Annotated in this window: 21 protein-coding genes and 1 tRNA gene; 9 read left to right on the top strand and 13 right to left on the bottom strand. The window is 74.1% G+C overall.

The genetic code is table 11. From position 1 onward, the window contains the following. The first annotated feature begins 171 nt into the window (after nucleotides 1–171). The gene (locus H7H31_RS12520; protein WP_187062331.1) at nucleotides 172–2,040 is read left to right on the top strand and encodes an MFS transporter; all 1,869 of its coding nucleotides are present in this window, start codon (nucleotides 172–174) and stop codon (nucleotides 2,038–2,040) included. A 67-nt stretch (nucleotides 2,041–2,107) separates the two neighbouring features. Here the strand turns inward: H7H31_RS12520 and H7H31_RS12515 are convergent, their stop codons facing one another. The 3 genes from H7H31_RS12515 to H7H31_RS12505 all read right to left on the bottom strand — a co-directional run bounded on the left by H7H31_RS12515 (nucleotide 2,108) and on the right by H7H31_RS12505 (nucleotide 5,645). Further along, nucleotides 2,108–3,289: a 4-hydroxybenzoate 3-monooxygenase gene (locus tag H7H31_RS12515; RefSeq protein ID WP_187062330.1), complete on the bottom strand. Its 1,182-nt coding sequence runs from the start codon at nucleotides 3,287–3,289 to the stop codon at nucleotides 2,108–2,110. Nucleotides 3,290–3,574: 285 nt separating this feature from the next. Next, nucleotides 3,575–4,864, bottom strand: coding sequence for a glycosyltransferase (locus tag H7H31_RS12510; RefSeq protein ID WP_187117907.1), 1,290 nt, complete (start codon nucleotides 4,862–4,864; stop codon nucleotides 3,575–3,577). Between the two features lie 7 nt (nucleotides 4,865–4,871). Next, nucleotides 4,872–5,645, bottom strand: coding sequence for a MerR family transcriptional regulator (locus tag H7H31_RS12505; RefSeq protein ID WP_187060458.1), 774 nt, complete (start codon nucleotides 5,643–5,645; stop codon nucleotides 4,872–4,874). Between the two features lie 243 nt (nucleotides 5,646–5,888). Here H7H31_RS12505 and H7H31_RS12500 point away from each other — a divergent pair, with 243 nt between their 5' ends. Beyond that, nucleotides 5,889–6,320: an OsmC family protein gene (locus tag H7H31_RS12500; protein WP_187060457.1), complete on the top strand. Its 432-nt coding sequence runs from the start codon at nucleotides 5,889–5,891 to the stop codon at nucleotides 6,318–6,320. A gap of 161 nt (nucleotides 6,321–6,481) precedes the next feature. Here H7H31_RS12500 and recQ read toward each other — a convergent pair whose 3' ends face one another. The 3 genes from recQ to H7H31_RS12485 all read right to left on the bottom strand — a co-directional run bounded on the left by recQ (nucleotide 6,482) and on the right by H7H31_RS12485 (nucleotide 11,296). Then, on the bottom strand, nucleotides 6,482–8,797 hold the full coding sequence (recQ, locus tag H7H31_RS12495) for a DNA helicase RecQ (protein ID WP_232109810.1): 2,316 nt from the start codon (nucleotides 8,795–8,797) through the stop codon (nucleotides 6,482–6,484). Nucleotides 8,798–8,955: 158 nt separating this feature from the next. Beyond that, on the bottom strand, nucleotides 8,956–10,113 hold the full coding sequence (locus H7H31_RS12490) for a trypsin-like serine peptidase (RefSeq protein WP_187060456.1): 1,158 nt from the start codon (nucleotides 10,111–10,113) through the stop codon (nucleotides 8,956–8,958). A gap of 310 nt (nucleotides 10,114–10,423) precedes the next feature. Continuing rightward, nucleotides 10,424–11,296 carry a class I SAM-dependent methyltransferase gene (locus H7H31_RS12485; RefSeq protein ID WP_232109809.1) on the bottom strand — a complete coding sequence of 291 codons (873 nt, stop codon included), beginning with the start codon at nucleotides 11,294–11,296 and terminating at the stop codon, nucleotides 10,424–10,426. Nucleotides 11,297–11,695: 399 nt separating this feature from the next. Between H7H31_RS12485 and H7H31_RS12480 the strand changes: the two genes are divergently transcribed. Together H7H31_RS12480 and H7H31_RS12475 are read left to right on the top strand one after the other, a co-directional pair. Then, a complete protein-coding gene (locus H7H31_RS12480; RefSeq protein ID WP_187060185.1) occupies nucleotides 11,696–11,839 on the top strand; it encodes a hypothetical protein in 144 nt (47 codons plus the stop codon). Then, nucleotides 11,836–12,549: a class I SAM-dependent methyltransferase gene (locus H7H31_RS12475; protein ID WP_187060186.1), complete on the top strand. Its 714-nt coding sequence runs from the start codon at nucleotides 11,836–11,838 to the stop codon at nucleotides 12,547–12,549. Before H7H31_RS12480 ends, H7H31_RS12475 begins: the two co-directional genes overlap by 4 nt. 15 nt (nucleotides 12,550–12,564) lie before the next feature. On the opposite strand, the gene H7H31_RS12470 is transcribed toward H7H31_RS12475, so the two are convergent. Further along, nucleotides 12,565–12,987: an arsenate reductase ArsC gene (locus H7H31_RS12470; RefSeq protein ID WP_187060184.1), complete on the bottom strand. Its 423-nt coding sequence runs from the start codon at nucleotides 12,985–12,987 to the stop codon at nucleotides 12,565–12,567. A 222-nt stretch (nucleotides 12,988–13,209) separates the two neighbouring features. Between H7H31_RS12470 and H7H31_RS12465 the strand changes: the two genes are divergently transcribed. Together H7H31_RS12465 and arsB are read left to right on the top strand one after the other, a co-directional pair. Continuing rightward, nucleotides 13,210–13,518: an ArsR/SmtB family transcription factor gene (locus H7H31_RS12465; RefSeq protein WP_176163624.1), complete on the top strand. Its 309-nt coding sequence runs from the start codon at nucleotides 13,210–13,212 to the stop codon at nucleotides 13,516–13,518. After that, nucleotides 13,515–14,630: an ACR3 family arsenite efflux transporter gene (arsB, locus tag H7H31_RS12460; RefSeq protein ID WP_187060183.1), complete on the top strand. Its 1,116-nt coding sequence runs from the start codon at nucleotides 13,515–13,517 to the stop codon at nucleotides 14,628–14,630. Before H7H31_RS12465 ends, arsB begins: the two co-directional genes overlap by 4 nt. A 149-nt stretch (nucleotides 14,631–14,779) precedes the next feature. Here arsB and H7H31_RS12455 read toward each other — a convergent pair whose 3' ends face one another. Further along, entirely contained in the window at nucleotides 14,780–15,889 is a 1,110-nt protein-coding gene (locus H7H31_RS12455) for a methyltransferase domain-containing protein (protein WP_187117906.1), read from the bottom strand. A 439-nt stretch (nucleotides 15,890–16,328) separates the two neighbouring features. Here H7H31_RS12455 and H7H31_RS12450 point away from each other — a divergent pair, with 439 nt between their 5' ends. Further along, nucleotides 16,329–17,024 carry a protein NO VEIN domain-containing protein gene (locus H7H31_RS12450; protein ID WP_187059920.1) on the top strand — a complete coding sequence of 232 codons (696 nt, stop codon included), beginning with the start codon at nucleotides 16,329–16,331 and terminating at the stop codon, nucleotides 17,022–17,024. On the opposite strand, the gene H7H31_RS12445 is transcribed toward H7H31_RS12450, so the two are convergent. From H7H31_RS12445 to H7H31_RS12430, 4 genes are all read right to left on the bottom strand, one after another. Next, nucleotides 16,958–17,539, bottom strand: coding sequence for an HNH endonuclease (locus H7H31_RS12445; RefSeq protein WP_187059918.1), 582 nt, complete (start codon nucleotides 17,537–17,539; stop codon nucleotides 16,958–16,960). The two genes, H7H31_RS12450 and H7H31_RS12445, sit on opposite strands and share 67 nt — an antisense overlap. Before the next feature lie 301 nt (nucleotides 17,540–17,840). Further along, a tRNA-Arg gene (locus tag H7H31_RS12440) sits at nucleotides 17,841–17,916 on the bottom strand. A gap of 324 nt (nucleotides 17,917–18,240) precedes the next feature. Continuing rightward, nucleotides 18,241–18,615 carry a DUF4190 domain-containing protein gene (locus H7H31_RS12435; protein ID WP_232109808.1) on the bottom strand — a complete coding sequence of 125 codons (375 nt, stop codon included), beginning with the start codon at nucleotides 18,613–18,615 and terminating at the stop codon, nucleotides 18,241–18,243. A 27-nt stretch (nucleotides 18,616–18,642) separates the two neighbouring features. Then, the gene (locus H7H31_RS12430) at nucleotides 18,643–18,801 is read right to left on the bottom strand and encodes a hypothetical protein (RefSeq protein WP_187059598.1); all 159 of its coding nucleotides are present in this window, start codon (nucleotides 18,799–18,801) and stop codon (nucleotides 18,643–18,645) included. Between the two features lie 204 nt (nucleotides 18,802–19,005). Between H7H31_RS12430 and H7H31_RS12425 the strand changes: the two genes are divergently transcribed. Continuing rightward, complete coding sequence (locus H7H31_RS12425) at nucleotides 19,006–19,692, top strand: TetR family transcriptional regulator (RefSeq protein WP_187059597.1); 687 nt, start codon at nucleotides 19,006–19,008, stop codon at nucleotides 19,690–19,692. Nucleotides 19,693–19,716: 24 nt separating this feature from the next. Here H7H31_RS12425 and H7H31_RS12420 read toward each other — a convergent pair whose 3' ends face one another. Continuing rightward, nucleotides 19,717–21,054, bottom strand: a complete 1,338-nt coding sequence (locus H7H31_RS12420; RefSeq protein WP_232110290.1) for a M6 family metalloprotease domain-containing protein — start codon at nucleotides 21,052–21,054, stop codon at nucleotides 19,717–19,719. Nucleotides 21,055–22,484: 1,430 nt separating this feature from the next. Here H7H31_RS12420 and H7H31_RS12415 point away from each other — a divergent pair. Further along, nucleotides 22,485–23,165: a TetR/AcrR family transcriptional regulator gene (locus H7H31_RS12415; protein ID WP_176163634.1), complete on the top strand. Its 681-nt coding sequence runs from the start codon at nucleotides 22,485–22,487 to the stop codon at nucleotides 23,163–23,165. Nucleotides 23,166–23,310 lie beyond the last annotated feature (145 nt).

The following is a 23,310-nucleotide window of genomic DNA, read 5'->3' as shown; positions in this document are numbered from 1 at the left end:
GCCGATCCGGGAAGAGCAGGGGGTGCGGTCGTGCTAGCGTCGCCACGGTCCGACCGGGCCTGTCATCGCACGCGCCCCATCGCGGACCAGCGCGAGACCATCGGGTGGCAGACCAGCCCGAAGAGCGCTGAAGATGGGGGATGACCCTCGGGGCAGACGGGGAGAGCTGCAGTGACCACCGTTGATCCGGCGCGGACGGACCAGGAAGACGCGAGCGCCACGGGACAGATACGCGTACCCGCACAGCGGCGGTCGGGGGAGGGCGAAGGCGGCTCGGTCGACACCCTGGAGCGGCCAGGCATGCTTCGCCGAATCGCCCTCGCGCTCTGGCGACCCGTTCCCGCCGCGCTGATCTTCGCCGGCCTGCTGCACCTGGTGTGGGTGCTGGTGGTGGCCAACAGCGGCGGTGACATGGCCGCGCAGGACGCGTGGGCCGAGTTCGCCCTCCAGCACCCCGGCTCGGCGTACAACCTGGCCTGGTACGGGGGCATGCACCCCGTCTCGTACAGCGTGATCTCGCCCTATCTGATGGCCGTGCTCGGGGTCCGCACCACGATGGTGATAGCGGGCACGCTCTCCGCGGGGCTCGTGGCGCTGCTCCTGGTGCGCAGCCGCGCGGTGAGCAGGCCGATGTGGCCCGCGCTGTACGCGGCGTTCGCGCTGGTCTGCAACGCGATATCGGGGCGCGTGACGTTCGGGCTCGGCACGATGTTCGGGCTCGGCGCGCTCGCCGTGATCTTCGCCTGGCCGACCCGGTGGCGCTCCACGCGGGCCCTGCACCGGGTCGTTCGCTGGCTGCTGGCCGCGCTGCTGGCGGCCCTGGCGACCATGGGCAGCCCGGTGGCCGGCCTGTTCGTGGGCATCGTGGCGGCGGCCCTGTGGCTGACCAAGCGGCGCTGGGCGGCCTACGCGCTCGGGGTCACGCCCACCATCGTGGTGGCCCTGTCCTGGTGGCTGTTCCCGTTCTCCGGCGAGCAGCCGATGACCTTCCCGTCGACGATCCTGCCGCTGCTGTCCGGCATCGGCGCCGTCGTGTTCTGCCCGAAGAGCTGGCGCACGGTGCGCTTCGTCGGCGGCCTGTACTCGCTCGCCGTCCTCCTCACCTGGCTGATCCCCTCGCAGATCGGCAGCAACATCACCCGGCTCGGCATGCTGTTCGGCGGCGTGGTGCTGGTCGCCGCGCTGTCGGAGTACACCCGGCCCCGCCGGGCGGAGCTGCTGCGCGCCGGCCGGCAGTGGACGGCGCTGGTGACCGCGCTGGTGGCCCTCACCGTGTGGCAGGGCTTCAAGTCGGGTGACGACATCGTCAACACGACCCCGTCCGCCGCCTGGGCCCGTGAGCTGGCGCCCATGCTGGACCAGCTCAAGCAGGTCAAGGCCAAGGAGCAGGGCCGGGTCGAGGTCGTGCCGGCCAAGAGCCACCGCGAGTCCTCGGCCCTGCTGCGCTACGTCAACCTGGCCCGTGGCTGGAACCGCCAGGCCGACCTGGAGCGCAACCCGATCTTCTACGACGACACGCTCACCCCGCACAGCTACCGCGCCTGGCTCAACCGCTGGGCCGTGCACTACGTCGTCCTGCCGACCGGCAAGGTGGACACCGCCGGTGAGAAGGAGGCGGAGTTGATCTTCGACGGGTTGCCGTACCTGGAGGAGATCTGGTCCAACGCGAGCTGGAAGCTGTTCAAGGTCGAGGACCCGACGCCGGTGGCCGAGCCGCCCGGCAAGCTGGTGAGCGCGGAGCCCGACCAGCTCACCCTCACCGTCAAGGAGCCGGGCCCGGTCCTCATCCGCGTCCCGTACTCGCCCTGGCTCGGCCTCGTGGACCGCAAGGGCGACCGCATCAAGGCGCCCAAGTCCGACGTCGACGGCGGCGCGCCGGTCAACCTCAAAGGCTGCCTGACCAAGCGCGTCGTGGAGGCCAAGGACGGGCAGCCGGAGGACGAGTGGACGGTGCTGCACGCGCCGCACGCCGGGACGTACCGGATCGGCGCGCCCTACCAGTTCCCGCGCGGCACGCCCTGCCCCGACAACATGGAGTAGGCGCCCCGCCCGAGCCCCGGCCGCACGCGGGCCGGGGCGGTGGACGGTGTGGGGCGAGCGGGCGGTCTCAGTTCAGGCCGGTGAGGAACTCGCCGAAGAGTCGGCCGGCGGTCTCGGAGTCGAAGAGGCGTTCGAACTCGGCGCGCGCCAGGCGGTGCCGGAACGCGCCCCGGTAGGAGGCGTCCCCGGCGTCGTGCACGAGGTCGGTGACCCACGCGGCGTACGCCTGGTAGTTCCACACGTGCCTCAGGCAGGTCGCGGAGTACGCCTCCAGCAGGCTCGGGTCCCGCTCCGTGGACCACGCCAGGATGGCCGTGGCGAGGACGCCGGCGTCGTGCAGGGCCAGGTTCATGCCCTTGCCGCCCGTGGGCGGCACGACGTGCGCGGCGTCGCCGAGCAGGAACAGGCGGCCGTGGCGCATCGGCTCGTGGACGACGCTACGCAGCGGCACCAGCGTCTTGCTGGTGATCGGCCCTCGCGCGGCGACCGACTCCCCGAAGCGCGTCTCGATCTCCCCCCAGACCCGATCGTCCGACCACTCCTCGACGACGGTGTCCAGCGGGCACTGGAGGTAGCAGCGGCTCGCCCCCGGGCCGCGCGGGAACTGGCTGGCGAAGCCCCGGTCGTGAATCGCCATCGTGGTCTGACGGCTGGCGGGGGCATCGGCCAGTACGGACAGCCAGGCGTACCCGAAGTTCCGGGAGTAGCTGGTCAGCGCCCCGGCGGGGACGCTGGTCCGGCTGACGCCGTGCTCGCCGTCGCAGCCGGCGACGACGTCGCAGCCAACAGTGCGGGTCACGCCCGCGCCGTCCCGGTAGCGCACGCGCGGCCGGGGACCGGCGATGTCCGCCAGCTCCACGTCCTCGGCCCCGAAGCGCAGGTCGCCGCCGTCGCTGACGAACACGTCGATGAGGTTGCGTACGAGCACCTGCTGGGGGCACAGGCGGGCGTCGGCGTGGCCGTCGGTCGCGTACCGGAAGGGTCGTGGCTCGCCGTCGAGGCGGAAGTGCAGCACCGGCTCCAGGGGAACGCCGCCGACGACCCGGTCGGCCAGGCCCCACGCGCGGAACATGCGCACCGCCCGCGAGTCGACGACCCCCGCGCGCTGCCGCCGCTCGACGTACGCGCGCTCGCGCCGCTCCAGTACGACGCAGTCGACGCCGCCGCGCAGCAGGAAGGTGCCGAGCGTGAGGCCGGCGACGCCCGCGCCCACGATCACGACGGTGGTGTTCTCGTCCGGCACGGACATGGCCGCTGCTCCTTGGTTCCGGGGACCTGGGCGAGCCGCTGGCACGCTCGTCGCCGCGCGGCGGCGGTCGCCGGAGGCGGCCCGCCCCGCGCCCTCGGCGACACATCCTGGGGCCCAGCCGCCCGCGGGGGAAGTGCCCCCGGCCGCCGGGCACCCGCGCGCCGAGAAGTCGACGCGAAGGACACGCCACGCGGTCGGAAACCGCCCCCGCCCGCCGGCGGGCGGCCCCCCGCTCCGCCCGCCGGCACCCCGCCCCCTCCGTGCCCCGCCCCTCCGTGCCCCGCGCTATCCGCCCGCCGCCGCGAGCGCGCCCACCGCGCGGAGCACCGCCCCCGCCCCGTCCTCCGTGGCCATCGCGCGCGCGAGCCGCTGCGCGCCGGAGCGCGGCGCCGGTTCCCGTACGGCCGTGGTGATCGCCGCCGTGAGGCGCTCCGCCGTCAGCTCCGCGAACGGGATCGGGGGCGTGGCCGCGCCGCTGGCCGCCAGGCGGCGGGCCCAGAACGGCTGGTCGGCCAGGACCGGCACCGGCACCGTCGGCACGCCGGCGCGGGCCGCCGCCGCGGCGGTGCCGGCCCCCGCGTGCTGGACCACGGCCGCCACGTGCGGGAAGAGCAGGGCGTGCGGCACCTCCCCGACGGTCAGCACGTCGTCGCCGTGCGCGGCCAGGCCCGCCCAGCCCGCCTGCACCACGCCCCGCACGCCGGCGTCGCGCAGCGCCCGCGCGGCCAGCTCGCTCAGCCGCTCGCCGGCGCCGCCGCCCATGCTGCCGAAGCCGACGAACACCGGGGGCGGGCCGGCCGCGAGGAAGTCCGCGAGTTCGACGGGGAGCGCGGCGTCGGCGGGCAGGTGCGGCCACCAGTTGCCGGTGACCTCAAGCCCCGTCCGCCAGTCCCGTGGCCGGGGCACCAGCGCCTGGCTGAACCCGTGCAGCACGAGCCACCGGGCCGCCTCCCGGGCCCCGCGCACCGCGCGCGCCTCGGCCGCCGGCAGCCCGAGCCGGCGCCGCAGGTCGCGGGCGGCGTCCGCGTGGATACGGTCCACCACGCGCAGCGCGAGCCTTCCCGCGGCGCGGTTGCCCCACCGGCCCAGCGACCGGGTGCCGCCGACGACCGGTGGGAAGTCCCCGGTGGGCGCGGTCGGCTGGAGATACAGGCCCAGGCTGGGCGCCTCCAGCGCCTCGGCGATGTGCCAGCCGAGCGGGGCGGTGGTGGTGGACAGAAGCAGCAGGTCGGTGCCGGGTTCCGCGGCGTCGACCATGCCCTGCCCGAGCCGCCCGACGAAGGCGGACGCGGTCCGCAACAGCGCCCGCCGCCCCCGTGGCGCCGAGCCCCCACCGCCGCTCGCGCCCCCACTCCCGCCCGCGCCCTCGTCCTCGCCCATGCCCTCGCGCGCGTCCCCGCCGCGCGGGTCGGCCGGCAGCGGGCGGAAGGCCAGGCCGGCGTCGGCCGCCGCGCGCGCGTACGGCGCGTGCGTGGCGAGCGTGACCTCGTGGCCCGCCGCGCGCAGCCTGGCGCCGACACCGGTGTACGGGACGACGTCGCCGCGCGAGCCGGCGGCCATGATCAGGATCTTCATCGCCGCGTCACCCCCGCCGGCGCCGGGCGCCCGCCCGCACCGCCGCGTGCAGGAACTCGGCGAGCCCGGGCCGCTGCTCGGCCGGCGGCACGACCAGCGCGAACGCGCGGGCGTCGGCCAGGTAGTCGTCGGCGATGCGGCAGTGCATCTCGGGCGGGCACGGCGCGAACCACCGCGCGATGTGCTGGCGGTGCTCCTCGGCCAGCTCCAGCGCCAGTTCCCCGTCGGGCGCCACGCCCCGGTCGAACGCGTCGAGCAGCCGCTTCCGCCACTCGGCCGCCTCCGCCATCAGGTGCCGCCAGTCCTCCTTGGTGTGCTCGGCGGCGCGGGCCATCGCCTGCTGGTAACCCTCGCTCGCGCCCCACTTCAGGTGCGCCTCGGTGGCGTAGCTCAGGTCGAACGCCACCTCCCCGAACACCTCGAAGCGCTCGCGCGGGGAGAGCTGGACGCCCGTGCGCCGCACCTCCATGGCCTGCTCGGCGACCTCGACCAGCCGCCGCAACGCGGTGATCTGCGCGGTGAGTTCGCGGTGTCGGGTACGGAGCGCGTCGAGCGCGTTGGCCTGCGGGTCACGCAGGATGGCGGCGATCTCGTCGAGGGGGAAGCCGAGTTCGCGGTAGAAGAGGATCTGTTGGAGGCGGGCCAGGTCGGCGTCGCCGTAGAGCCGGTAACCGGCCGGGCTGCGCTCGCTCGGCGTCAGCAGCCCCGCCTTGTCGTAGTGGTGCAGGGTGCGCACCGTGACCCCCGCGAAGCCGGCGACCTGCCCGACTGAATAGCTCATGGTGGTGACCTCCCGTTCGGGAAAAGCCTGGAGCCTGACGCGAGGTGAGGGTCAACCGGGACCCGAACCCGCCCCCTCCGGGCCACGCGCCCACCGGCCCGGCCCCCGCCCCGTCACGCGCGCGGGAACGCCGTACGCCAGGCGTTGCCCGATCGCCGGCCGGAGCAACCCCGCCCGACACCGTCGCGCCCCTAAGCTGAGCAGCGCACACCGCTTTTACGCTGAGAACCCGGGAGCATCCGCATGGCAACGACGCGCACGGCACAGACGCACTGGGAAGGCAACCTGCTGGAGGGCAAGGGCACCGTCGCCCTGGACTCCTCCAAGCTCGGCACGTACGACGTGAGCTGGCCCTCCCGCGCGGAGGAGCCGGCCGGCCGCACCAGCCCCGAGGAGCTGATCGCGGCGGCGCACTCCTCCTGCTACTCGATGGCCTTCTCGCACGGCCTCGCCGGCAAGGGCTTCACCGTCGAGTCGGTGGACACCCGGGCCGACGTCACCTTCCAGCCGGGCGAGGGCATCACGGGCATCGTGCTGACCGTCAAGGCCCGCGTGCCCGGCCTGTCCGAGGAGGACTTCCAGGCCGCGGCGGCGGACGCCAAGGCCAACTGCCCGGTCAGCCAGGCGCTGGCCGGCGTCAAGAACATCACGCTCCAGGCCGAACTGCTGGCCTGACGCACCCCGCGGCCCCGGGCGCGCCACGCACCCCCGGCCGCCGGCCCGCGCACCACGACCCGGCCGGGCCCGGCCGCCGTCCTCGACAGGGCGGCACCCACCGGGCCCGGCCGGGTCGCGTCGTACGCCGCCCCGGCCGGCCCCGCCGGGCGCTCGGCCCGTTACGCGCCCTCGTCCCAGAACGGGGGCTCCGGCTCGGGCTCCTCGTCCGGCCAGTCGTAGAGCGATTCGGCCGCCGCCGCGCGGGGCCCCGCGCCACTCCCGCTCGGGCCGGCGCCCGGGCCGCTCGCCCGCGCGCCCGCCGCCTGGCCGCCGCGCGGAGCCGCCGCGCGCGCGGGCTGGGCCGACGCCCCGGCGCCCGCCCCGGCGCCGCTACCGGCGCTGTCACCAGTGTCGCCACCAGCGTCGTGATCAAGGCCGCCGTCGGCCGGGAGGGTGCCGTCGGCACGCAGCTCGGCCAGCACGTCGAGGATCGGCTGCCCGTACTTGGCCAGCTTGTTCTCACCGACGCCGGAGATCGCGCCCAGCTCGCCGAGCGTGCTCGGGGCGCTCGCGGCGATCTCCTGCAACGTCGCGTTCTGGAAGATCACGTACGCCGGGACGCCCTGCTCCTTCGCGATCGCCGTCCGCCAGGTCCGTAGCCGCTCGAAGACCGGCACCAGCGGCTCCGGCAGGTCCACCGGCGCCGCCCGCCGCGAGCCGCCGCCACCGCCCTTGGCCTCGGCCCTGGGCGCGCGCTTGGCCGGCTCCGGGTCGCGCCGCAGCGGCACCTTGCGCTGGCCGCTGAGCACCTCGCCGCTGGTGTCGGTGAGCACCAGCGTGCCGTACTCACCCTCGACCGCCAGCAGCCGCTGGGCCAGCAACTGCCGTGCCACGCCCCGCCATTCGGACTCGCGCAGGTCGGCGCCGATGCCGAAGACCGACAGCGCGTCGTGGTCGTGCTGGATCACCTTGGCGGTCTTCTTGCCGAGCAGGATGTCCACGATCTGACCCACGCCGAACTTCTGGCGCCGCTCCCGGTCCAGGCGCACCACCGTGGACAGCAGCTTCTGCGCGGCGACCGTGCCGTCCCAGGAGTCGGGCGGGGTCAGGCAGGTGTCGCAGTTGCCGCACGGCGTGGACTTCTGCCCGAAGTAGGCCAGCAGGTGCACCCGGCGGCACTCGACCGTCTCGCACAGCGCGAGCATCGCGTCCAGGTGGCTGCCGAGCCGGCGCCGGTGGGCGGCGTCGCCCTCGGAGCCATCGATCATCTTCCGCTGCTGGACCACGTCCTGGTACCCGTAGGCGAGCCAGGCCGTCGACGGCAGCCCGTCGCGCCCGGCGCGGCCGGTCTCCTGGTAGTAGCCCTCGACGGACTTGGGCAGGTCGAGGTGGGCGACGAACCGCACGTCCGGCTTGTCGATGCCCATCCCGAACGCGATGGTGGCGACCATGACCACGCCGTCCTCGCGCAGGAACCTGGCCTGGTTGGCGGCGCGCACCCGGGAGTCGAGCCCCGCGTGGTACGGCAGCGCGTCGATGCCGCTGCGCACCAGGAACTCGGCGGTCTTCTCGACCGAGCCGCGCGAGAGGCAGTAGACGATGCCCGCGTCGCCCGGGTGCTCGCTCCGCAGCAGCGCGAGGAGCTGCTTCTTCGGCTCGTTCTTCGGCGCGATGCGGTACTGGATGTTGGGCCGGTCGAAGCTGGCGACGAAGTGCCGGGCGTCCTTGAGGTTCAGCCGTACGGCGATCTCCTCGTGGGTGGCCTCGGTGGCCGTCGCGGTGAGCGCGATGCGCGGCACGGTGGGCCAGCGCTCGTGCAGGGCGGACAGGGCCAGGTAGTCGGGCCGGAAGTCGTGGCCCCACTGGGCGACGCAGTGCGCCTCGTCGATCGCGAACAGCGAGATCTGGCCACGGTCGAGCAGCCGCAGTGTGGACTCCGTGCGCAGCCGCTCGGGGGCCAGGTAGAGCAGGTCGATCTCGCCGGCGAGGAACGACGCCTCGACCACCTGCCGCTCCTCGAAGTCCTGCGTGGAGTTGAGGAAGCCGGCGCGCACGCCGAGCGCGCGCAGCGCGTCGACCTGGTCCTGCATGAGCGCGATCAGCGGCGAGATGACGACGCCGACGCCGCCGCGCACCAGCGCGGGGATCTGGTAGCACAGCGACTTGCCGCCACCGGTCGGCATCAGCACGAGCGCGTCGCCGCCGCCGACGACGTGCTCGATGATCTCCTCCTGCGGGCCACGGAAGGCGTCGTAACCGAAGACCCGGCGCAGCGTGCGGACGGCCGCCGACTCCTCCCCGCCGCCCCCCGCGCCCGCGGACCCGGCTGGGGTGCGATCCGTGTCCGCCTGCCCCGTGGCCGGCGCGGCGGCGGCACTCGCGGGGCCGCCGGGGCCGCCGGACGGGCCGGCCGCCCCGGGGGCGTCGGTCGCGTCGAGTGCCTCGGACGCCGCGGAGACGTCGCCGAGGTCGTGATCGAGGGGAGGGGGAGTCATTCGGCAATTCTATGGGGGCCGCGACGCCCCGCACGGGCCGTTCCCGGCACGGGAGATCATCGGGCCGACCCCGGCCCGCTGGCGCACGCCCGGCGCACGGGCCACGCCCCCGCGTACGCCGGGCCGACCGGGGAGCCGGCGCGGCCCGTGGGCCAGGTTCAGCGCTCGGCGAACCGCTGGCTGACCGCGTCGAAGACCTCCCGCGCCGCGCGGCCGAGGTGCGGGCCGGCGAGCCAGGTGTGCGCGGTGGAGCCGATCGCGCTGTTGGAGACGAGCATGGTGACCCCGTCCCGGCTCACGAACCAGCCACCGCCGGAGGCCCCACCGGTCATCGTGCAGCCGACGCGGTACAGGGCGGGCGCCCCACCCTCGGCGGCCAGCCGCCCGGGCGGGCCGGCGCAGCGGAACATCCGCGCCCCGTCGTAGGGCGGCGCCGCCGGGTAGCCGTACGCGCTGACCCCGCTGATCCGCCCGGCGGGCGGCGCCCCGAACCAGATCGGGATCGCCGCGCCCACCGTCTCCTCCAGCGAGGCCCCGCCCCGTTTGGGCCGCACGTGCAACACGGCGAAGTCGTACGCCGAACCCCGCTCGTCCCCCGTGCCGCCGTACCGCAGCCACCCGTCCGAGGTCTGCGACCAGTCGGCCCACCACACGCCGTACGGGCTGACCTGGGCCGGCGGCGCGTCGGCCAGCCGCTCGGCGGGGTGGCCCCGGTCGTTGTACGCGGGCACGAACACGATGTTGCGCATCCAGCTCCCGCGCGCCCCGCCGTGCACGCAGTGGCCGGCGGTCCACACCAGGTTGGACGCGCCCGGGTGCGCCGGGTCGCGCACCACGGTGCCCGAACAGACCGTGGGCCCCTCCGGCCGGTCGAAGAAGACCTTGCCGACCGGCGCCATGTTCCGGTGGTACGGGCGCGGCACCTGGCGCGCCGGCACCGCCTCCGGCACCCGGTCGGTGCCGCCCCGGGCGCCGCCGGCGGTCGCGTGCGGGGGCTGTCGCGCCCGGGCCATCCGGTCGGGCTGCCACAGGTCGTCGGCCGGGGGCCGCGCGAACGCGCCCCCACGGGAGTCGCCGTCCCCGCCGGACCCGTCCCGCCCGTCGCCGTCGCGGCCCGCCCCGTCGCGCCCGGGCTTGGCGCCGTCGGGCGACGCCCGGTCGGGACCCGGTGGCGGTTGCGGGGCGTCGCCGGGGGACCGCTGGCCCGGGGCGGTCGACGGGGCGCCGGCCCGGTCCTCGCCGCCGACCGCGCAGGCGCCGAGCGCCAGCGCGCACGCCGCCACCGCCGCGACGACCACGGCCCGTACCGATCGCATGACCCGGCCCCCGTTCCCTCGGTACGGCGCCCGCCGCGCCCGGCCCGCCTCCGATCCTGCCCACTCGCCCGCCGCCCCGCACCACACGGCAACCCGCTGCCGCGGTTTGGCGGATTGGCGACTTGGTGAGTGGGCGGTTCGGGGCGGGCCGGCCACTTTCATCGGCGGGTTGGCGGGTTGGGCGGGCTGTCGGTTCGGGCCAGGTGGAGGCGGCGGGTTGACGGGTTGGGGGCGGAGGGTTGGCGGGTTGACCGTATGGAACGCTCGCCGCCCCGCCGTTCCGTGGGCCCGCCCGCTCGCCCTCCCGGTCCTAGACCCAGGCCCGCATCACGTGGCCGCCCGTCTCCCCCAGCGCCTCGGCCGCCGCGTTGTCCGGCACGTACCGCCGGGCCAGCTCGCTGAAGGACGCGTCCACCGTCTCCGCGAAGCCCCAGGAGCGGAGGCGCTCGGCGAGTTCGGCGGGGACGAAGGAGCTGTGGAAGGGCTCGCCCTGCTCTGCGGCCCACTCCGCCCGTCGCTCGTGCAGGGCGCGCTGCTCGGGGGGCAGGGCGCTCGCGGGCTCGCCGTAGTCGAAGACGACCTCGGTACCGGTCGGCAGGGACGCGATGAAGCCGAACGTGGCGGCGACCGCCTCGGCCGTCAGGTACGGCACGACGCCCAGGCACATGAAGAACGCCGGCCGCCCGGCGTCGAACCCGGCCGCCGCGAGCCCCTCGGCCAGGTTGGACTCCTCGAAGTCGATCGGGGCGAACGTCAGCGCGTCGGGCACCGCGATCCCGGCCTCCAGCAGTTGCCGGCGCTTCCACTCGTGCGTGGCCGGGTGGTCGACCTCGAAGACCCGCACGCCGGAGGCCGCGTGCGGATTGCGGTACGCGAACGTGTCGAGCCCGGCCCCGAGCACGACGACCTGCCGCACGGCCCGCTCGCGCACCGCGTCGGCCAACGCGTCCTCGGCACAACGCGAGCGCGCGGCGACGCTCACCCGCAGCGGCTCGCGCCCCGGTTCGAAGGCCACGGCACACAGCGGGTCGTCGGCGTAGTCACCCAGGATCGCCACCGCGAGCGGATCGGCGAAGACGACCCCGCCGTCCAACTCCTGATGCGCCGCCCGCAACGCGGCGGCACCCCGAGCGGTGAGACTCGGCTGCCCAACCTGCATGAAGTCCTCCCACGTGGTGGTCACCGGAAATCCCTCGTGACAGCGGCCGGTGCGCGGCTGCCACGACGTCATCAGACCAGATCACCGCCGACCCCGGCGACGGTTAGGGGTCCGAACGCCCAGGACAGGGGCGGGCGTTGGATGGGAGGTAGGGGCGGGGGTGCGGGCTCGCTGCTCGCTGGGTCGCCCGGGCGAGGGGCCGCTGGCCGCCGCTGCGGCGCCCGGGGCGAGGGGCTGCTGGCCGTTGTGTCGCCCGGGCGAGGACCGCTCGCGGCCCGCCGTACGTACGCACCGCTCGGCGCGGTGGCGGGTGCGCGGGCCGCCGCCGGGGGAAACCGGGCCGCCCGGGGTGGGTTGGAGCCCAGGACGGATCGTCACCAGCCTGGTGACCAGCGCCGCACGGGAGGGCCGACGATCACCTTGGTGACCACGCCGAACGACGCGGCGGGCCGGCGGGTGCCCGAGGCCCCGCGTGGTCGGGACGACGCGCGCTACCTCGTCCGCTCGCGGGCTACCGTGCGGGCATCGGACGAGGTGGCCGCCCGGGCCGACGGGCGGGCCGGATAAGCGCCGCGCCCGACCTGTGGCACCACTACGGCCGCGAGCGCGCGACCTCGGAACGCGCCGTCCCGGCCGCCTTCCACTGGACCTGGGACCAGGGGCGGGGCCAGGACACCGGCCCGGGGGCGGAGGTACTGGGCGACCTGACCGCGCTGTACGTGGCCGACCTGGGGGCCGGGCCCGCGCGGCACGCCGCTCACCTGGCGCGGTACCACCGGCCCGCCCGCGTCGACGCGGTGGACGCCTCCGCGGCCCAACACGCCCTGGCCACCGACCTGTACGCCCCTCTCGCACCGCGGTTGCGCCTCGTCCACGCCGACGTGGTGGCCTGGTTGCGCGCGGCGCCCGCCGCGTACGACGTGCTCTACAGCGTCTTCGGCGCGCTCGACTTCACCGACCCGCGCGACCTGCTGCCCGTGGCGGCGTCGGCGCTGCGCCCCGGTGGGCGGCTGGTGTTCGCCACCCTGGCCCGGCACGTCACCGGCGAGCCGGCCGCGGCCGAGCCGGCGCCGGCGCGCATCCCGGCCCGGACGCCGGACGGACAGCCGGCCACCCTGTTCCGCTGGGTGCTCCGCCCCCACCGGTGGGCGGCGCTGCTGGACGCGGCGGGGCTGGTCGACGTGGTGGTGGAGTCACTCCCGTCCGCCGGGCAGGGCCCGTCCGCCGTCGACACCCTGCTGGTGAGCGCCGCCCGCCCGCGCCGCGCGACCCGCTGACGCCTCCCGCTCCGGCTAACCCCGGCCCTGGGCCGGCCCCGGGGCGATCTCCGCGATCAGGTCCTCGACCAGGACCCTGATCGCGTCCCGGATCGGGCGGACGGCCTCGATGCCCTGGCCGGCCGGGTCGTCAAGCGTCCAGTCCAGGTAGCGCTTGCCGGGGAAGACCGGGCAGGCGTCGCCGCAGCCCATGGTGATGCACACGTCCGAGGCCCGGACCGCGTCCACGGTCAGCACCTTCGGGGTCGCGGCGGACATGTCGACGCCCACCTCGCGCATGGCTTCGACGGCGGCGGGGTTCACGGCCGCGCCGGGGCGCGAGCCGGCCGAGCGGACCTCGATGCGGTCCCCGGCCAGGTGGGTCAGCCAGGCGGCGGCCATCTGCGACCGGCCGGCGTTGTGCACGCAGACGAACAGGACGGAGGGCTTCACGGGCATGGCGCTCTCTTTCTGGACTCGCGACGGAACGCGAGCGACGACGGGCGTGGCGGTGTCGTAGGCGTCGAGGCGTCGAGGCGTCGGGGCGTCGTGGGTCTCATGGGCGTGGTGGGTCTCGTGGGCGTGGAGGACGACGGCGCCCGGCGGCCTCGGTGTCCCGCTGCCGCAAGACGTCAACGACGGCGATGGCGTCAGCGGCCACTGATGTGAAAGTATCAGTCCATGATGACGTCAGTCGACACTGATCTGATGCGGGTGCTGGCCGATCCGCTCAGGCTGCGGATCGTGACCCTCCTGGCCCGCGAGACGCTGTGCACGACGCACCTGGTGGCGGAGACCGGGGCGCGGCAGACGAACCTCTCCAACCACCTGCGCGTGCTGCGCGAGGCGGGGGTGGTGGACACCGAGCCGTGTGGCCGGTTCACCTACTACCGGCTGCGCCCCGAGTGCCTCACCCAGCTCGCGGGTCAGTTCGCCGAGCTGGCCGAATCCGCCCGTACCGCCGCCGACAACAAGCGAGCCTGCCCATGAACCGCGCCGAACCGGTCGACATCGCCCCGCCAGCCGGTCAGGAGACCTCGGTCGTCGCCAGGCTCTCCACCCTCGACCGCTTCCTGGCCGTGTGGATCGTGCTGGCCATGGCCCTCGGGCTGGGGCTCGGGCGGGCGATTCCGGGGTTGGACGACGCGCTCGCCAAGGTCGAGATCGGCGGGGTCTCGCTGCCGATCGCCGTGGGCCTGTTGGTCATGATGTACCCGGTCCTGGCCAAGGTCCGCTACGACAAGCTGGACGCGGTCACCGGCGACCGCCGACTGATGGCCTCCTCGTTGGTGATCAACTGGCTGGTGGGGCCCGCGGTCATGTTCGCGCTGGCCTGGATCTTCCTGCCCGACCTGCCCGAGTACCGGACCGGCCTGATCATCGTCGGCCTCGCCCGCTGCATCGCCATGGTCATCATCTGGAACGACCTGGCCTGCGGCGACCGGGAGGCCGCCGCCGTGCTGGTCGCGCTGAACTCCGTCTTTCAGGTCATCGCCTTCGGCCTGCTGGGCTGGCTCTACCTGGACCTGCTGCCGGGCTGGCTCGGCCTGGGCGACGGCGAGCACCTCGACATCTCCCTGTGGAAGATCGCCCTGAACGTGCTGGTCTTCCTCGGCGTCCCGCTGCTCGCCGGCTTCCTCACCCGCCACCTGGGCGAGCGGCGGATGGGGCGCGAGTCGTACGAGTCCCGCGTACTGCCCGCGATCGGACCGTGGGCGCTGTACGGGCTGCTGTTCACGATCGTGATCCTCTTCGCCCTCCAGGGGAAGACGATCACCTCCCAGCCACTGGACGTGGCCCGGATCGCGGTACCGCTGTTGGTGTACTTCGCGCTCATGTGGGCCGGCAGCTTCCTGCTCGGCAAGGCGATCGGGCTGGCGTACGACCGGACCGTGACGCTGGCGTTCACCGCCGCCGGCAACAACTTCGAACTCGCCATCGCCGTCGCCATCGCGACCTTCGGCGTCACCTCGGGCCAGGCCCTGTCCGGCGTCGTCGGCCCGCTGATCGAGGTGCCCGTCCTGATCGGTCTGGTGTACGTCTCCCTCGCCTGGCGGGCGAAGTTCGCCCCTACGGCGCGGGTCACGGCGGCCGAACGCTGACATGGCCGACCGCCGGCGTGGCCGGACGCCGACGCGGCCGAACGCCCACGTGTGCTGGGCGCTGACGCGGTGCGGCCCCGGCCGCGCCTGGCCCGGCCGCCGGGGAGGTCGCCCCGGGGCCGGGCCGGCTGCCCGCGCGGCCCCGGGCGTCAGCGAGGCACCTCCGCCTCCCCGGCTCCGCCCGCCCCGCCCGCCCCGTCGGTTCCGCCCGCCCCGTCGGGCTCGCCGCCTCCGCCGCCCGGTGTGTCGCCGGGATCGGGGACGGTGGACGGGCAGGGGGCGAACGCGCCGCGGTGCACCGTCTTGTCGCCCGCGACGTCGAAGTGCGCGGCGAAGCGGGTCCGGCCGAGCATGTCGGCGGTGTTGCCGCACACCGGGGTCGGCCGGCCCGTGGCGAACCGGTGCCGGTCGTCGAGGTCGAAGGCGTGCGGGTGCCCCTCCAGGGTGCCGCGGTAGACGGCCGTCTGGCCGTAGTCCTCGCAGCCGTCCTCCAGGGGCAGCTTGAACGCCCGCACCGTGAGCGCGGAGAAGTTCACGTACCCGATCTTGCGCGCGATCTCCGGGTGCGAGACGGGCGCCGGGCACCGGTCGATCACCCGCACGTCGGCGCAGCCCGAACGGGCCATGAGACGGCGGAAGTCCCGCTCGTACAGCGCGCCGCTGAGGCACTCGCCGAGCAGTTCCGGGTCCTCCATGAGGGACGCGGGGATACGCCGGTCGGCGAAGATCTCGCAGAAGTGCAACTCGCCGCCGGGCCGCAGCACGCGGAAGATCTCCTCGAACATGCGGGGCTTGCACGGGGAGAGGTTGACCACGCGGTTGGCGACCACCACGTCCACGGAACCGTCCGCGATGCCCGCCGTGCTGAGGTCCTCCAGGTAGCCGTTGCGGAAGTCGACGTTGGCGTAGCCGAACCGCTCGGCGTGGTGGCCCAGGTGCCGGCGGGCCACCTCGAGTTGGGTCTCCGCCACGTCCACGCCGATGACCCGCCCGGTGGGGCCGGTGAGTTGGGCCAGCACGTAGGCGTCGCGCCCGCTCCCGCACCCCAGGTCGAGCACCGTGGCACCGGCGAGGGCCGCGGGGATCGGTGAGCCGCGCCCGTGGAACCGGTCCACCACCTCCCCGTGCACCCGCCGCAGGGCCGCCGCGACGTGCGGCGGGGGCGGCGCGGTGCGGCAGCCGGGGGCTGGCTGGCCCGCGGGGGACGGAGGGTTCCCGCCGCCGCACTCCTGGACGTACGCGGCCGTGGTGGTCGACATGGCTCTCCTCGAACGCGGCAGCGGCCCCTGCCTGGTGGACGGGGCCCGACGATCCGTACGTGACGACACTTTTACGCTCCGTACGCACCTGAGGGCGTGACGACGGATCGGGGAGGCCGCGGGGCCCCGCCGAGCGTTGACCGTCGCCGCGGCGCGGAGACCTCCGCCTCCCACCCCATCGGCGCGCCCCTATGTTGACAGGTGTCGAATAAGCCCGCCTAGCGGACCGATCACCTCGTCCCCGGGCAAGGGGACAACCAGCCACTCGGCCGCGCCGGACGGCCCGCCGCCGCCCGACCCGGCTCGCACCGACGCCGCACGCCCACGCCGCACGCCGGCGCCGTAGACCACCGCCCCGGCCGGGTGGTGACCCCGTCAGGGGTCGTGGAGGAGGTGTGAAGGTCGGGAGCTATCGTCTGCACGTCAGCGCCGCGGGCGCCTGGCCGCCCACCTCCGGGAACTGGCCCGCACCCACGGCCGCAAGCTCACCGCGGCCGAGAGCCGACTCGTCCAGGAGGCCACCTCCCAGGAAGGGTCGCCCACCACGGCCCCGCCGCCCACCGAGGGCATCCCCGTCGCGGAGGACATCCGCGTCACGAAGGCGGCCCCCGCCGCGGACAACTCCCTGGCGTCCGTACTGAAACGGTGGCGTGCGGCCGAACTGGCGACGAAGGAGTACCTCAACTACCTCGGCTGGACGCTCCGCGACGTCAGCACCCAGAACGTCGGCTACGACCTGGAGGGCACCGACCCACAGGGCCAGCCGGTACGCATCAAGGTCAAGAAAGTGGACCGGCCCGACGCCCGGTTCGCCATGACCAACAACGAGATGTCCCTCATGCTGACGCAACCGGGTGGCTACCTCCTGGCCATCGTCGTCGGCGACGGCCGCCACGCCCAACTCCTCCTCCTCGACCCCTCCCAGACCGACCTCCCCAAGGAACGCGTCTGCCGCCGCTGGGACTGGGAGTTCACCGACTGGTCCCGCTTCGCGAGGGTGGCGGGGGGAGCTGAGCCGGGAGCGGGGGCTGCCCTGGGGCCCTGGAAGGCTCCCGGGACGGCGACCGATCACGCCTCCTCGGCCTCACGGTCCGCTCGCCGTGCCCGCTTGCTGATCTCATCCGCCGCCACCTGAAGCACGGCGACTCGGGTGCCTTGGCTGTACCCCACGCCGAAGTGCGTCCCCGCCTGCCCTATGAGGTCCCGAAGCATCTCGGACACCCGCTCGGCTGCCCCCTCCTCGGAGGCGACGGAGGCCAGGGCCTTCCCGAAGTCCGGAGCCCTCTCGGCGGCGGCAAGCCACGCCATGAAGGTCTCAAGCTCCTGGCTGGGGCGTTCATCCCGGGTCGCGATCCAGCGCACCATCTGCTCGGGGTCTCTCCAGTCCGGCGATTCCCGATGACACGCTCGACAGAACAGCAGCAGGTTGCTCGCGTCGTCCGGCCCACCGAGGCTCTGCGGGACGACGTGTGAGCGTTCGAGGCTGGCGCGCTGCCACGAGGCCTGGGGAGTGTCCTGCTTCCGCTTCCACCTTTCAGCGAACGACCCGCAGGCGAAACAACACGGCTCATCAAGTTGCAAATGCGGCGCGAAGTCGCGCCTCCTCGGACTCTTCTCCCAGTACTGCGCGATCTTCCACTTACTCGGCATGGTCACCGGCCCACCCCCTCGGCTGCTACCGGCAGCTTGCCACCCGCCACTGACATCGGGCTTGGTGGCGGGAGGTCGAGCGGGTGGTGGATGTGGGGCCTGGCGACGAACGGGGTCGGCGCGGGCCGAAGACGGGGGCGGAGCCTGGGGCGGGGGCCAGTGGCTATGTGGGCCGGGTGTTGCGGGGGGTGTTGTGTTGCTGGCTGGCTGATCGCTTCCGTTGGTGTCGGGCGTGGGTGCCAGGCGTGGGCGTCGTAGACGCCAGAAGCCCCGGACGGTGATCGGTCCGGGGCCTTTTGGCTGGTGCCCCCGGCAGGATTCGAACCTGCGACACCCGCTTTAGGAGAGCGGTGCTCTATCCCCTGAGCTACGGAGGCGGGGCTTGCGTGTCCCCATCGGCCTTGGCCGAGAGCGTCGGGCTCCACGCGGTCTGGGCCGTCGGCGAGGGCGGCCCAGGACAGGGTAGCGGATGGGGGTGCCCGCGCGGTGGGGTGGGCCGTGGAGGGGGCGGGTGAGTGGTGGCCCGCTGGTCAGGGGGAACCTCGGCCGACTTGGGCGGGGCGCGGCGGCCTGGGGCGCGGGCGGTAGGGCCTTGCCTGTCGCGTGGCCGCGCTCGGGGGCGGGCCGGGCGGCCCTGCGCGGCCGGCGCCTTCGCGTACGCGGGTCGCTTGGGCGCCCGTACGCCCGCGCGGGGCCCTCGGTTAGCCGCCGAACTGCCAGGTCACCGTGTCGTTCGCGGCGAGCAGGGAGAACAGGACGACCAGGTCGGCGACGCCCAGGGTGAGGCCCAGGAAGGCGCGGCCCTTGCGGTGGGTGCCGCGGAGGAGGGCGAGGGTGGCCAGGGCGATGGCGCACGGGCCGAAGACCAGGTTGAAGACGAGCAGGCCGACGAGGCCGAGCACGAAGGCGGCCACCGCCATGCCGTCGGCGTCGCGTGGGCGGTCGGTGTGTCGGGTGGTGGTCGGTTCGGCGGTCGTCGGTCGGGCGGGAGTGGTAGTGGGGGCGGAGTGGGGGGTGTGGCGGTCGTCGGCCGGGGTGGTGGCGGTGTGCTGGTGGTCTCGGGTGAGGGTGCCCATGGTGAACTCCTCTCGCTTCAGGGGCGGTCAGTGCTGCCTGGTGCGCGTGTGGCGTTCGCGGAGGGAGAAGGCGAGCAGCCAGCCGGCGATGACGGTGGCCGCGACGAGGAAGACCGGCAGCGAGGTGTGGGCTGCCGCGCCGACCACGAGGCTCATGAGGAGGAAGAGTGCGACGAGGAAGAGCATCGGATGGCCTTTCTCGCTCGGTGTCGGTATCGGGGGTCGGGGTCGCTGGTCAGGGGGCGATGAGCGCGGTCGGTGTGACCGACGAGGCCGATGTGCGGTCGGTGAAAGCGCGCACTACGGTTCAGTGAACACTTGGAATGACGACTGTTCACTGACTCCAGTGTACGGTGGCCAAAGTGAGAGAACGGCTGTTTACTGAATGACATGAGTCACACGGTCGGGGTCAGGCAGGCCCAGAAGCAGAAGACCCGGCAGGCACTCCTGGACGCGGGGCTGCGGCTGCTTGAGGAGCAGAGTCTGAGCAGCCTCGGCCTGCGCGAGGTGACCCGACTGGTGGGTGTGGCCCCGGCCGCCTTCTACCGGCACTTCCGGGACATGGCCGACCTCGGAGTGGCGCTGGTCGAGGAGGCGTTGGGCAGCCTGCACGTCATGATCCGCGCCATACTCGCCGAGCAGAACGGCGACGAGGAGCGGATCGAGGGCACCGTCGACGCGGTCGCGCGCCACGTGCGCGCGTACCCGGCCCACGTACGGTTCATCGCGCGCGAGCGGCACGGCGGGGTACGCCCCGTACGCGAGGCCATCGCGGCGGAGTTGGGCCGCTTCGTCGACGAGGTGGCCGCCGCGTTCGCCCTCCAACTGGAGGCGGACGGTTGGAGCGCCGAGGACATTCGGATGCTGGCCGAGCTGTACGTGGACCACATGGTGATGACCGCCGCGGCGTTCCTTGAGGCGGCCCCGGATCGCTCCGCCGTCGCGGACGCTTCCGCCTCGGAAGACCCCGCTGCGGCCGATCGCGCGGCGTCGGCCGCGGAGGCCAGGATCGCCGCCACCGCCCGCAGCCAACTGCGCATCATCAGCCTGGGACGGCAGCACTGGCGTGATGCGTGATGCGCGGCGCGTGGTTGCTGTGGCTCAGCTTGCCGCGCCGCGGCGGGTGATTCTGATGGTGTAGTCGCCACCGCGGGTGCGGTCGGTGACGGTGATGCTGACGCGTACGCCGTGCCGGTTGTCGGTAAAGGTCTGACCCGGCGTGAACGTCGCGTCGCTGAGGCCGGCGTGCACGTTGGGGAGCCGGGTGCAGCCCTGCGCGCCGGCGGTCGGGGCGCTCCAGGGGCGGGCGGCTCCGCGGTGGTGGTGGGTGTGGGGGTGGTGAGGCGAAGGTGGTTGCTGGTGTGGGGTGTCGGAGGTCGACGCGGTGCCGGGGGTGGTCGCCGAGCGCGAGGTGGTCGGCCCGTTGGGTGGGGGTGCGGCCCCGTTGGGCCGGTGGGGGCGGCGCGGGCCGGTTCCGCGCGTGCTGTCCATGACGGTGACCGGGCCCTGTCCCGAGTCCTTGTGGACGTCGACCCAGTAGATGAGGACGCCCGGTCTGCACACGGCGGCGTCGTTGCCCCCGCGCGTCCGCGCCTCCATGGCGTACCCGCCACGTCGCGACACGGGGAGGAAGACCACCTTCGTGCCGCCGGGGCGGGCGAGCGGGGTCAGGGTGTGCCGGGATATTCCGGCTCGGGCGGTCGCGTCGGGACTCTCGGTAGCGCACGCGACCTGCCGCGCGCCGAGCCAGCCCAGCTTCCACTTGTGCCAGCCGAGTATGTCGTTGTTGGCCCCCCAGTCCTCCGACATCAGGTCCCAGTGCCCGGCCCGGCCCGCGCCCGACGCGGTGTAGAGGTCGGGCAGGCCGAAGGAGTGGTTGTTCTCGTGCGGCAGCACTCGGTAACCGGTCTCGCGCAGGGTGCCGGTGCCGTCGTCCTGGCGGCTGTAGACGAACGAGACATTGGACAGGCGCACGCCGTCGGCGCGCGGCGCGCGATCGTTGTCCGCGAACGTCACCGAGAGCACCGTGTGCGTCGCCGGCGGCCCCGCGTTCGGCGTGACCAGGACGTTGACCAGGTCGTACCGCCCGAAGTCCACGCGCTTGTCGGCCGCGGCCACGATGTCCTTGAGCAGCCGCTGATAGCCGGGCTCGTACGGGCTGCCGCGGTCGATGCCGTACGCGGTGAAGGGGCGCGGCATCCGGAGCCAGTGGCGGATCGGCGTGGCGGGCCGGTAGTCGAGCCGCCCGTACGAACCTCGGGTGAACCAGCGGGAGGTCTGCGGAAAGAACTCCGCGAACCGCTGTCGTGCCGTGCCCTCGCCGGGTGTGTCCGGGAAGTCGATCATGAGGGTGAGCGCGTGCACCGTGTCGGTGCTGCGCGCGTAGCCGTCCTTGGTCGGTATGCCTTCGGACAGGTGGGCGTCGCCGTGGGTCGGCAGGGCGCAGGGGAGGTCGGCGGCGTCGGAGGCGTTGGCTTCGGAGTCGTCCTGGCCATCGGGGCGCCGGCCCGTCTCGCCGCGCCCCGTGGTGCCGCCGTCGGGTCCGGTCCGGGTCGTTGCGCCGTCCCCGTTCCCGACCCCGTTTCCGTTCCCGTCCGCGTCCCCGCCTGTCGGCCGCTCGTCGCGGCGCCCGGCGAGGCCGTCACCCGTTCCGCTCTCGTGTGACCGGGCGTCGGCCTGGTCGGGGGCGGTGCTGTCCCACTCGGCCGGGGCCGGTGGGTGGTCCGGGGGCGCGGCGGTCGGGTCGTCGGTGGTCGTGGGCGCCACCGGTATGAGGGCGACGAACGCGGCGGCTGCGACGAGCGCGACACGGGGCGTCCTGCGGTCTCGTATTCGGGCCTGACCTGCGGGTATGTGCCCCGGGTGGGTGGTCTTCCGGGCCCGGGGCGGCGGCGTGACGGGGCGCGCGGAGGAGGCGGGGGAGCGCGGGGTGGGCTGCGCGCCACGCGGAGTCTGCGGCGGCCGGGGTGCACGGGGTGTCTGAGGCGCCCGGGATGTCTGGGCGGGGTTGCGCGGGGCGCGGCGGTGCGAGGCGGGGGGCGCGGGGCGTGCGCCGGGGCGAGGGCCGTCGGATAGGGGGCTTTGGGCTCGCTCGGGGCCCTGGTCCTCGGGAGGGTTGCTGTCGCCTGGCCGTTGGTGCCGCATGCCGGACCCGCCTTCGCGGCCGGGGCAGCCGGTCGGGTGCGGTGGCTGCGCTGTGCGACCACCATCCCGAGCGCGGGAGCGCGCCGCGCGCCGGGTACGCCCGTCCGCGCGGGATCTGTGCGCCGCTCGGGTGTCGTGACGGGCGGCGAGGTGTGACGTGGCGGGCGTTGGTCGGGGTGGCGCCCCGGTCCGCCGGAGACGGTACGCGGGCCCGTTTCGTACGCCCCACACACCCCGTGGGTCCCCTGTGTTCCACCGCGAACGATTTCTTCGGGGCCGCACCCCGGGCTGTGGCACGCCTGTGACCTGCGGATACGTAGCGGTGCGGGGCCGAGAGGAGCCCGCCTTTCGAGCGTGTGTTCCAGTTCACATCGACGCGCGAAATATCCGGGGAGGGGCTCCCCGTTTAACCGGGTGACTTCATAAACGGGGACTGGGTCCCCGGTACGAGGACTTGAGGCCTAGGTCCCAAGGATCGTCCCGGGGCCGGGAAATGACGGAGCGACACGGGGGCCGAGGGCGCGCGCAGCGCGTCCGTTGGCGCCCGCGTCGCACCACCAGACGACCGAGGAACCGCGGAAGTCGGCGGCAGTCGCCCGCACCGCAGCAGCGTCGCTGCGGGGCCGCGCGGCGGCGCGTCAGCAGTACGCATCGGCGTGACAGAAGAGCAGAAACCGTAACGAGCGGGGGCCCGCGAGCCCCCAGCCATCGAAGGGAGAGCGGCCGTGACCGCCACCAGCTCCGCGAAGGTCTCGCAGCCCCGGCTGCGCGCGGACGCGTTGCGCAACCGGGAGCGGATCATCGCGGCGGCGCGCGAGGTGTTCGTCGAGCACGGGGCCGACGTCCCCCTCGATGAAATCGCTCGACGGGCTGGGGTCGGAAATGCCACGCTCTACCGGCACTTCGCGGATCGCGGCGAGCTGATACACCACGTCGCGCTCTCCGTCATGGATCACATAGCTGACCAGGCGGAGGCGGCGAGGGTGGAGGAGCCGGACGCCTTCGAGGCACTGCGGCGCTTCGTACACCAGGCCGCTGGGATGGGAGCGCTGTGCCCGCTGATGTCACACACCGCTGACAAGGAACACCCTGAGTTGGTCGCCGCTCGACACCGCCTCAACTGCGGCATAGAAGCCCTGATGAGGGATGCCCGGGAGAGCGGTCAGCTCCGGACCGACATAGACGTCGGTGACCTGATGGTCGCCGTGACCCAACTCACGCGACCGCTGCCCGGCCTGGGGGCCACGCCCCGGGGCCGGGGGTCCGAGTGCGGGGTGAGCTGCGTGGACTTTGATCAGTTCGTCCACCGGCACCTGCAGTTGTTCCTGGATGGCCTCGCGACGCCGGCCCGCTCCGTACTTCCCGGCGCGGCAGCAACCATGGAGGACCTGCGCCCCACGACCTGAGCCCATGACCTGACGTTTCTCTCCTTCTTGTCGCGCCGCCGGCAATCACCACAGGCGCGCTCTTGCCACCATCCGGGCCCTGCATGCCTCCCGCGTCACCGGCCCGCCGAGTCCCGATCTTTCACTCCCGTATCGCTAGGTAGGC

The organism is Streptomyces buecherae (assembly GCF_014295035.1).
In the GTDB taxonomy this organism is placed as follows: Bacteria; Actinomycetota; Actinomycetes; order Streptomycetales; family Streptomycetaceae; genus Streptomyces; species Streptomyces youssoufiensis.
Note: the sequence above shows the minus strand (reverse complement) of the source record. Positions and strands in the feature narration are given on the sequence as shown.

Excerpts from the sequence above, each read along its gene's own strand:
- H7H31_RS12515 (WP_187062330.1), bottom strand. The coding sequence starts at position 3,289 with ATGTCCGTGCCGGACGAGAACACCACCGTCGTGATCGTGGGCGCGGGC.
- H7H31_RS12510 (WP_187117907.1), bottom strand. The coding sequence starts at position 4,864 with ATGAAGATCCTGATCATGGCCGCCGGCTCGCGCGGCGACGTCGTCCCG.
- H7H31_RS12505 (WP_187060458.1), bottom strand. The coding sequence starts at position 5,645 with ATGAGCTATTCAGTCGGGCAGGTCGCCGGCTTCGCGGGGGTCACGGTG.
- H7H31_RS12500 (WP_187060457.1), top strand. The coding sequence starts at position 5,889 with ATGGCAACGACGCGCACGGCACAGACGCACTGGGAAGGCAACCTGCTG.
- recQ (WP_232109810.1), bottom strand. The coding sequence starts at position 8,797 with ATGACTCCCCCTCCCCTCGATCACGACCTCGGCGACGTCTCCGCGGCG.
- H7H31_RS12490 (WP_187060456.1), bottom strand. The coding sequence starts at position 10,113 with ATGCGATCGGTACGGGCCGTGGTCGTCGCGGCGGTGGCGGCGTGCGCG.
- H7H31_RS12470 (WP_187060184.1), bottom strand. The coding sequence starts at position 12,987 with ATGCCCGTGAAGCCCTCCGTCCTGTTCGTCTGCGTGCACAACGCCGGC.
- H7H31_RS12465 (WP_176163624.1), top strand. The coding sequence starts at position 13,210 with ATGATGACGTCAGTCGACACTGATCTGATGCGGGTGCTGGCCGATCCG.
- arsB (WP_187060183.1), top strand. The coding sequence starts at position 13,515 with ATGAACCGCGCCGAACCGGTCGACATCGCCCCGCCAGCCGGTCAGGAG.
- H7H31_RS12455 (WP_187117906.1), bottom strand. The coding sequence starts at position 15,889 with ATGTCGACCACCACGGCCGCGTACGTCCAGGAGTGCGGCGGCGGGAAC.
- H7H31_RS12445 (WP_187059918.1), bottom strand. The coding sequence starts at position 17,539 with ATGCCGAGTAAGTGGAAGATCGCGCAGTACTGGGAGAAGAGTCCGAGG.
- H7H31_RS12435 (WP_232109808.1), bottom strand. The coding sequence starts at position 18,615 with ATGGGCACCCTCACCCGAGACCACCAGCACACCGCCACCACCCCGGCC.
- H7H31_RS12430 (WP_187059598.1), bottom strand. The coding sequence starts at position 18,801 with ATGCTCTTCCTCGTCGCACTCTTCCTCCTCATGAGCCTCGTGGTCGGC.
- H7H31_RS12425 (WP_187059597.1), top strand. The coding sequence starts at position 19,006 with ATGAGTCACACGGTCGGGGTCAGGCAGGCCCAGAAGCAGAAGACCCGG.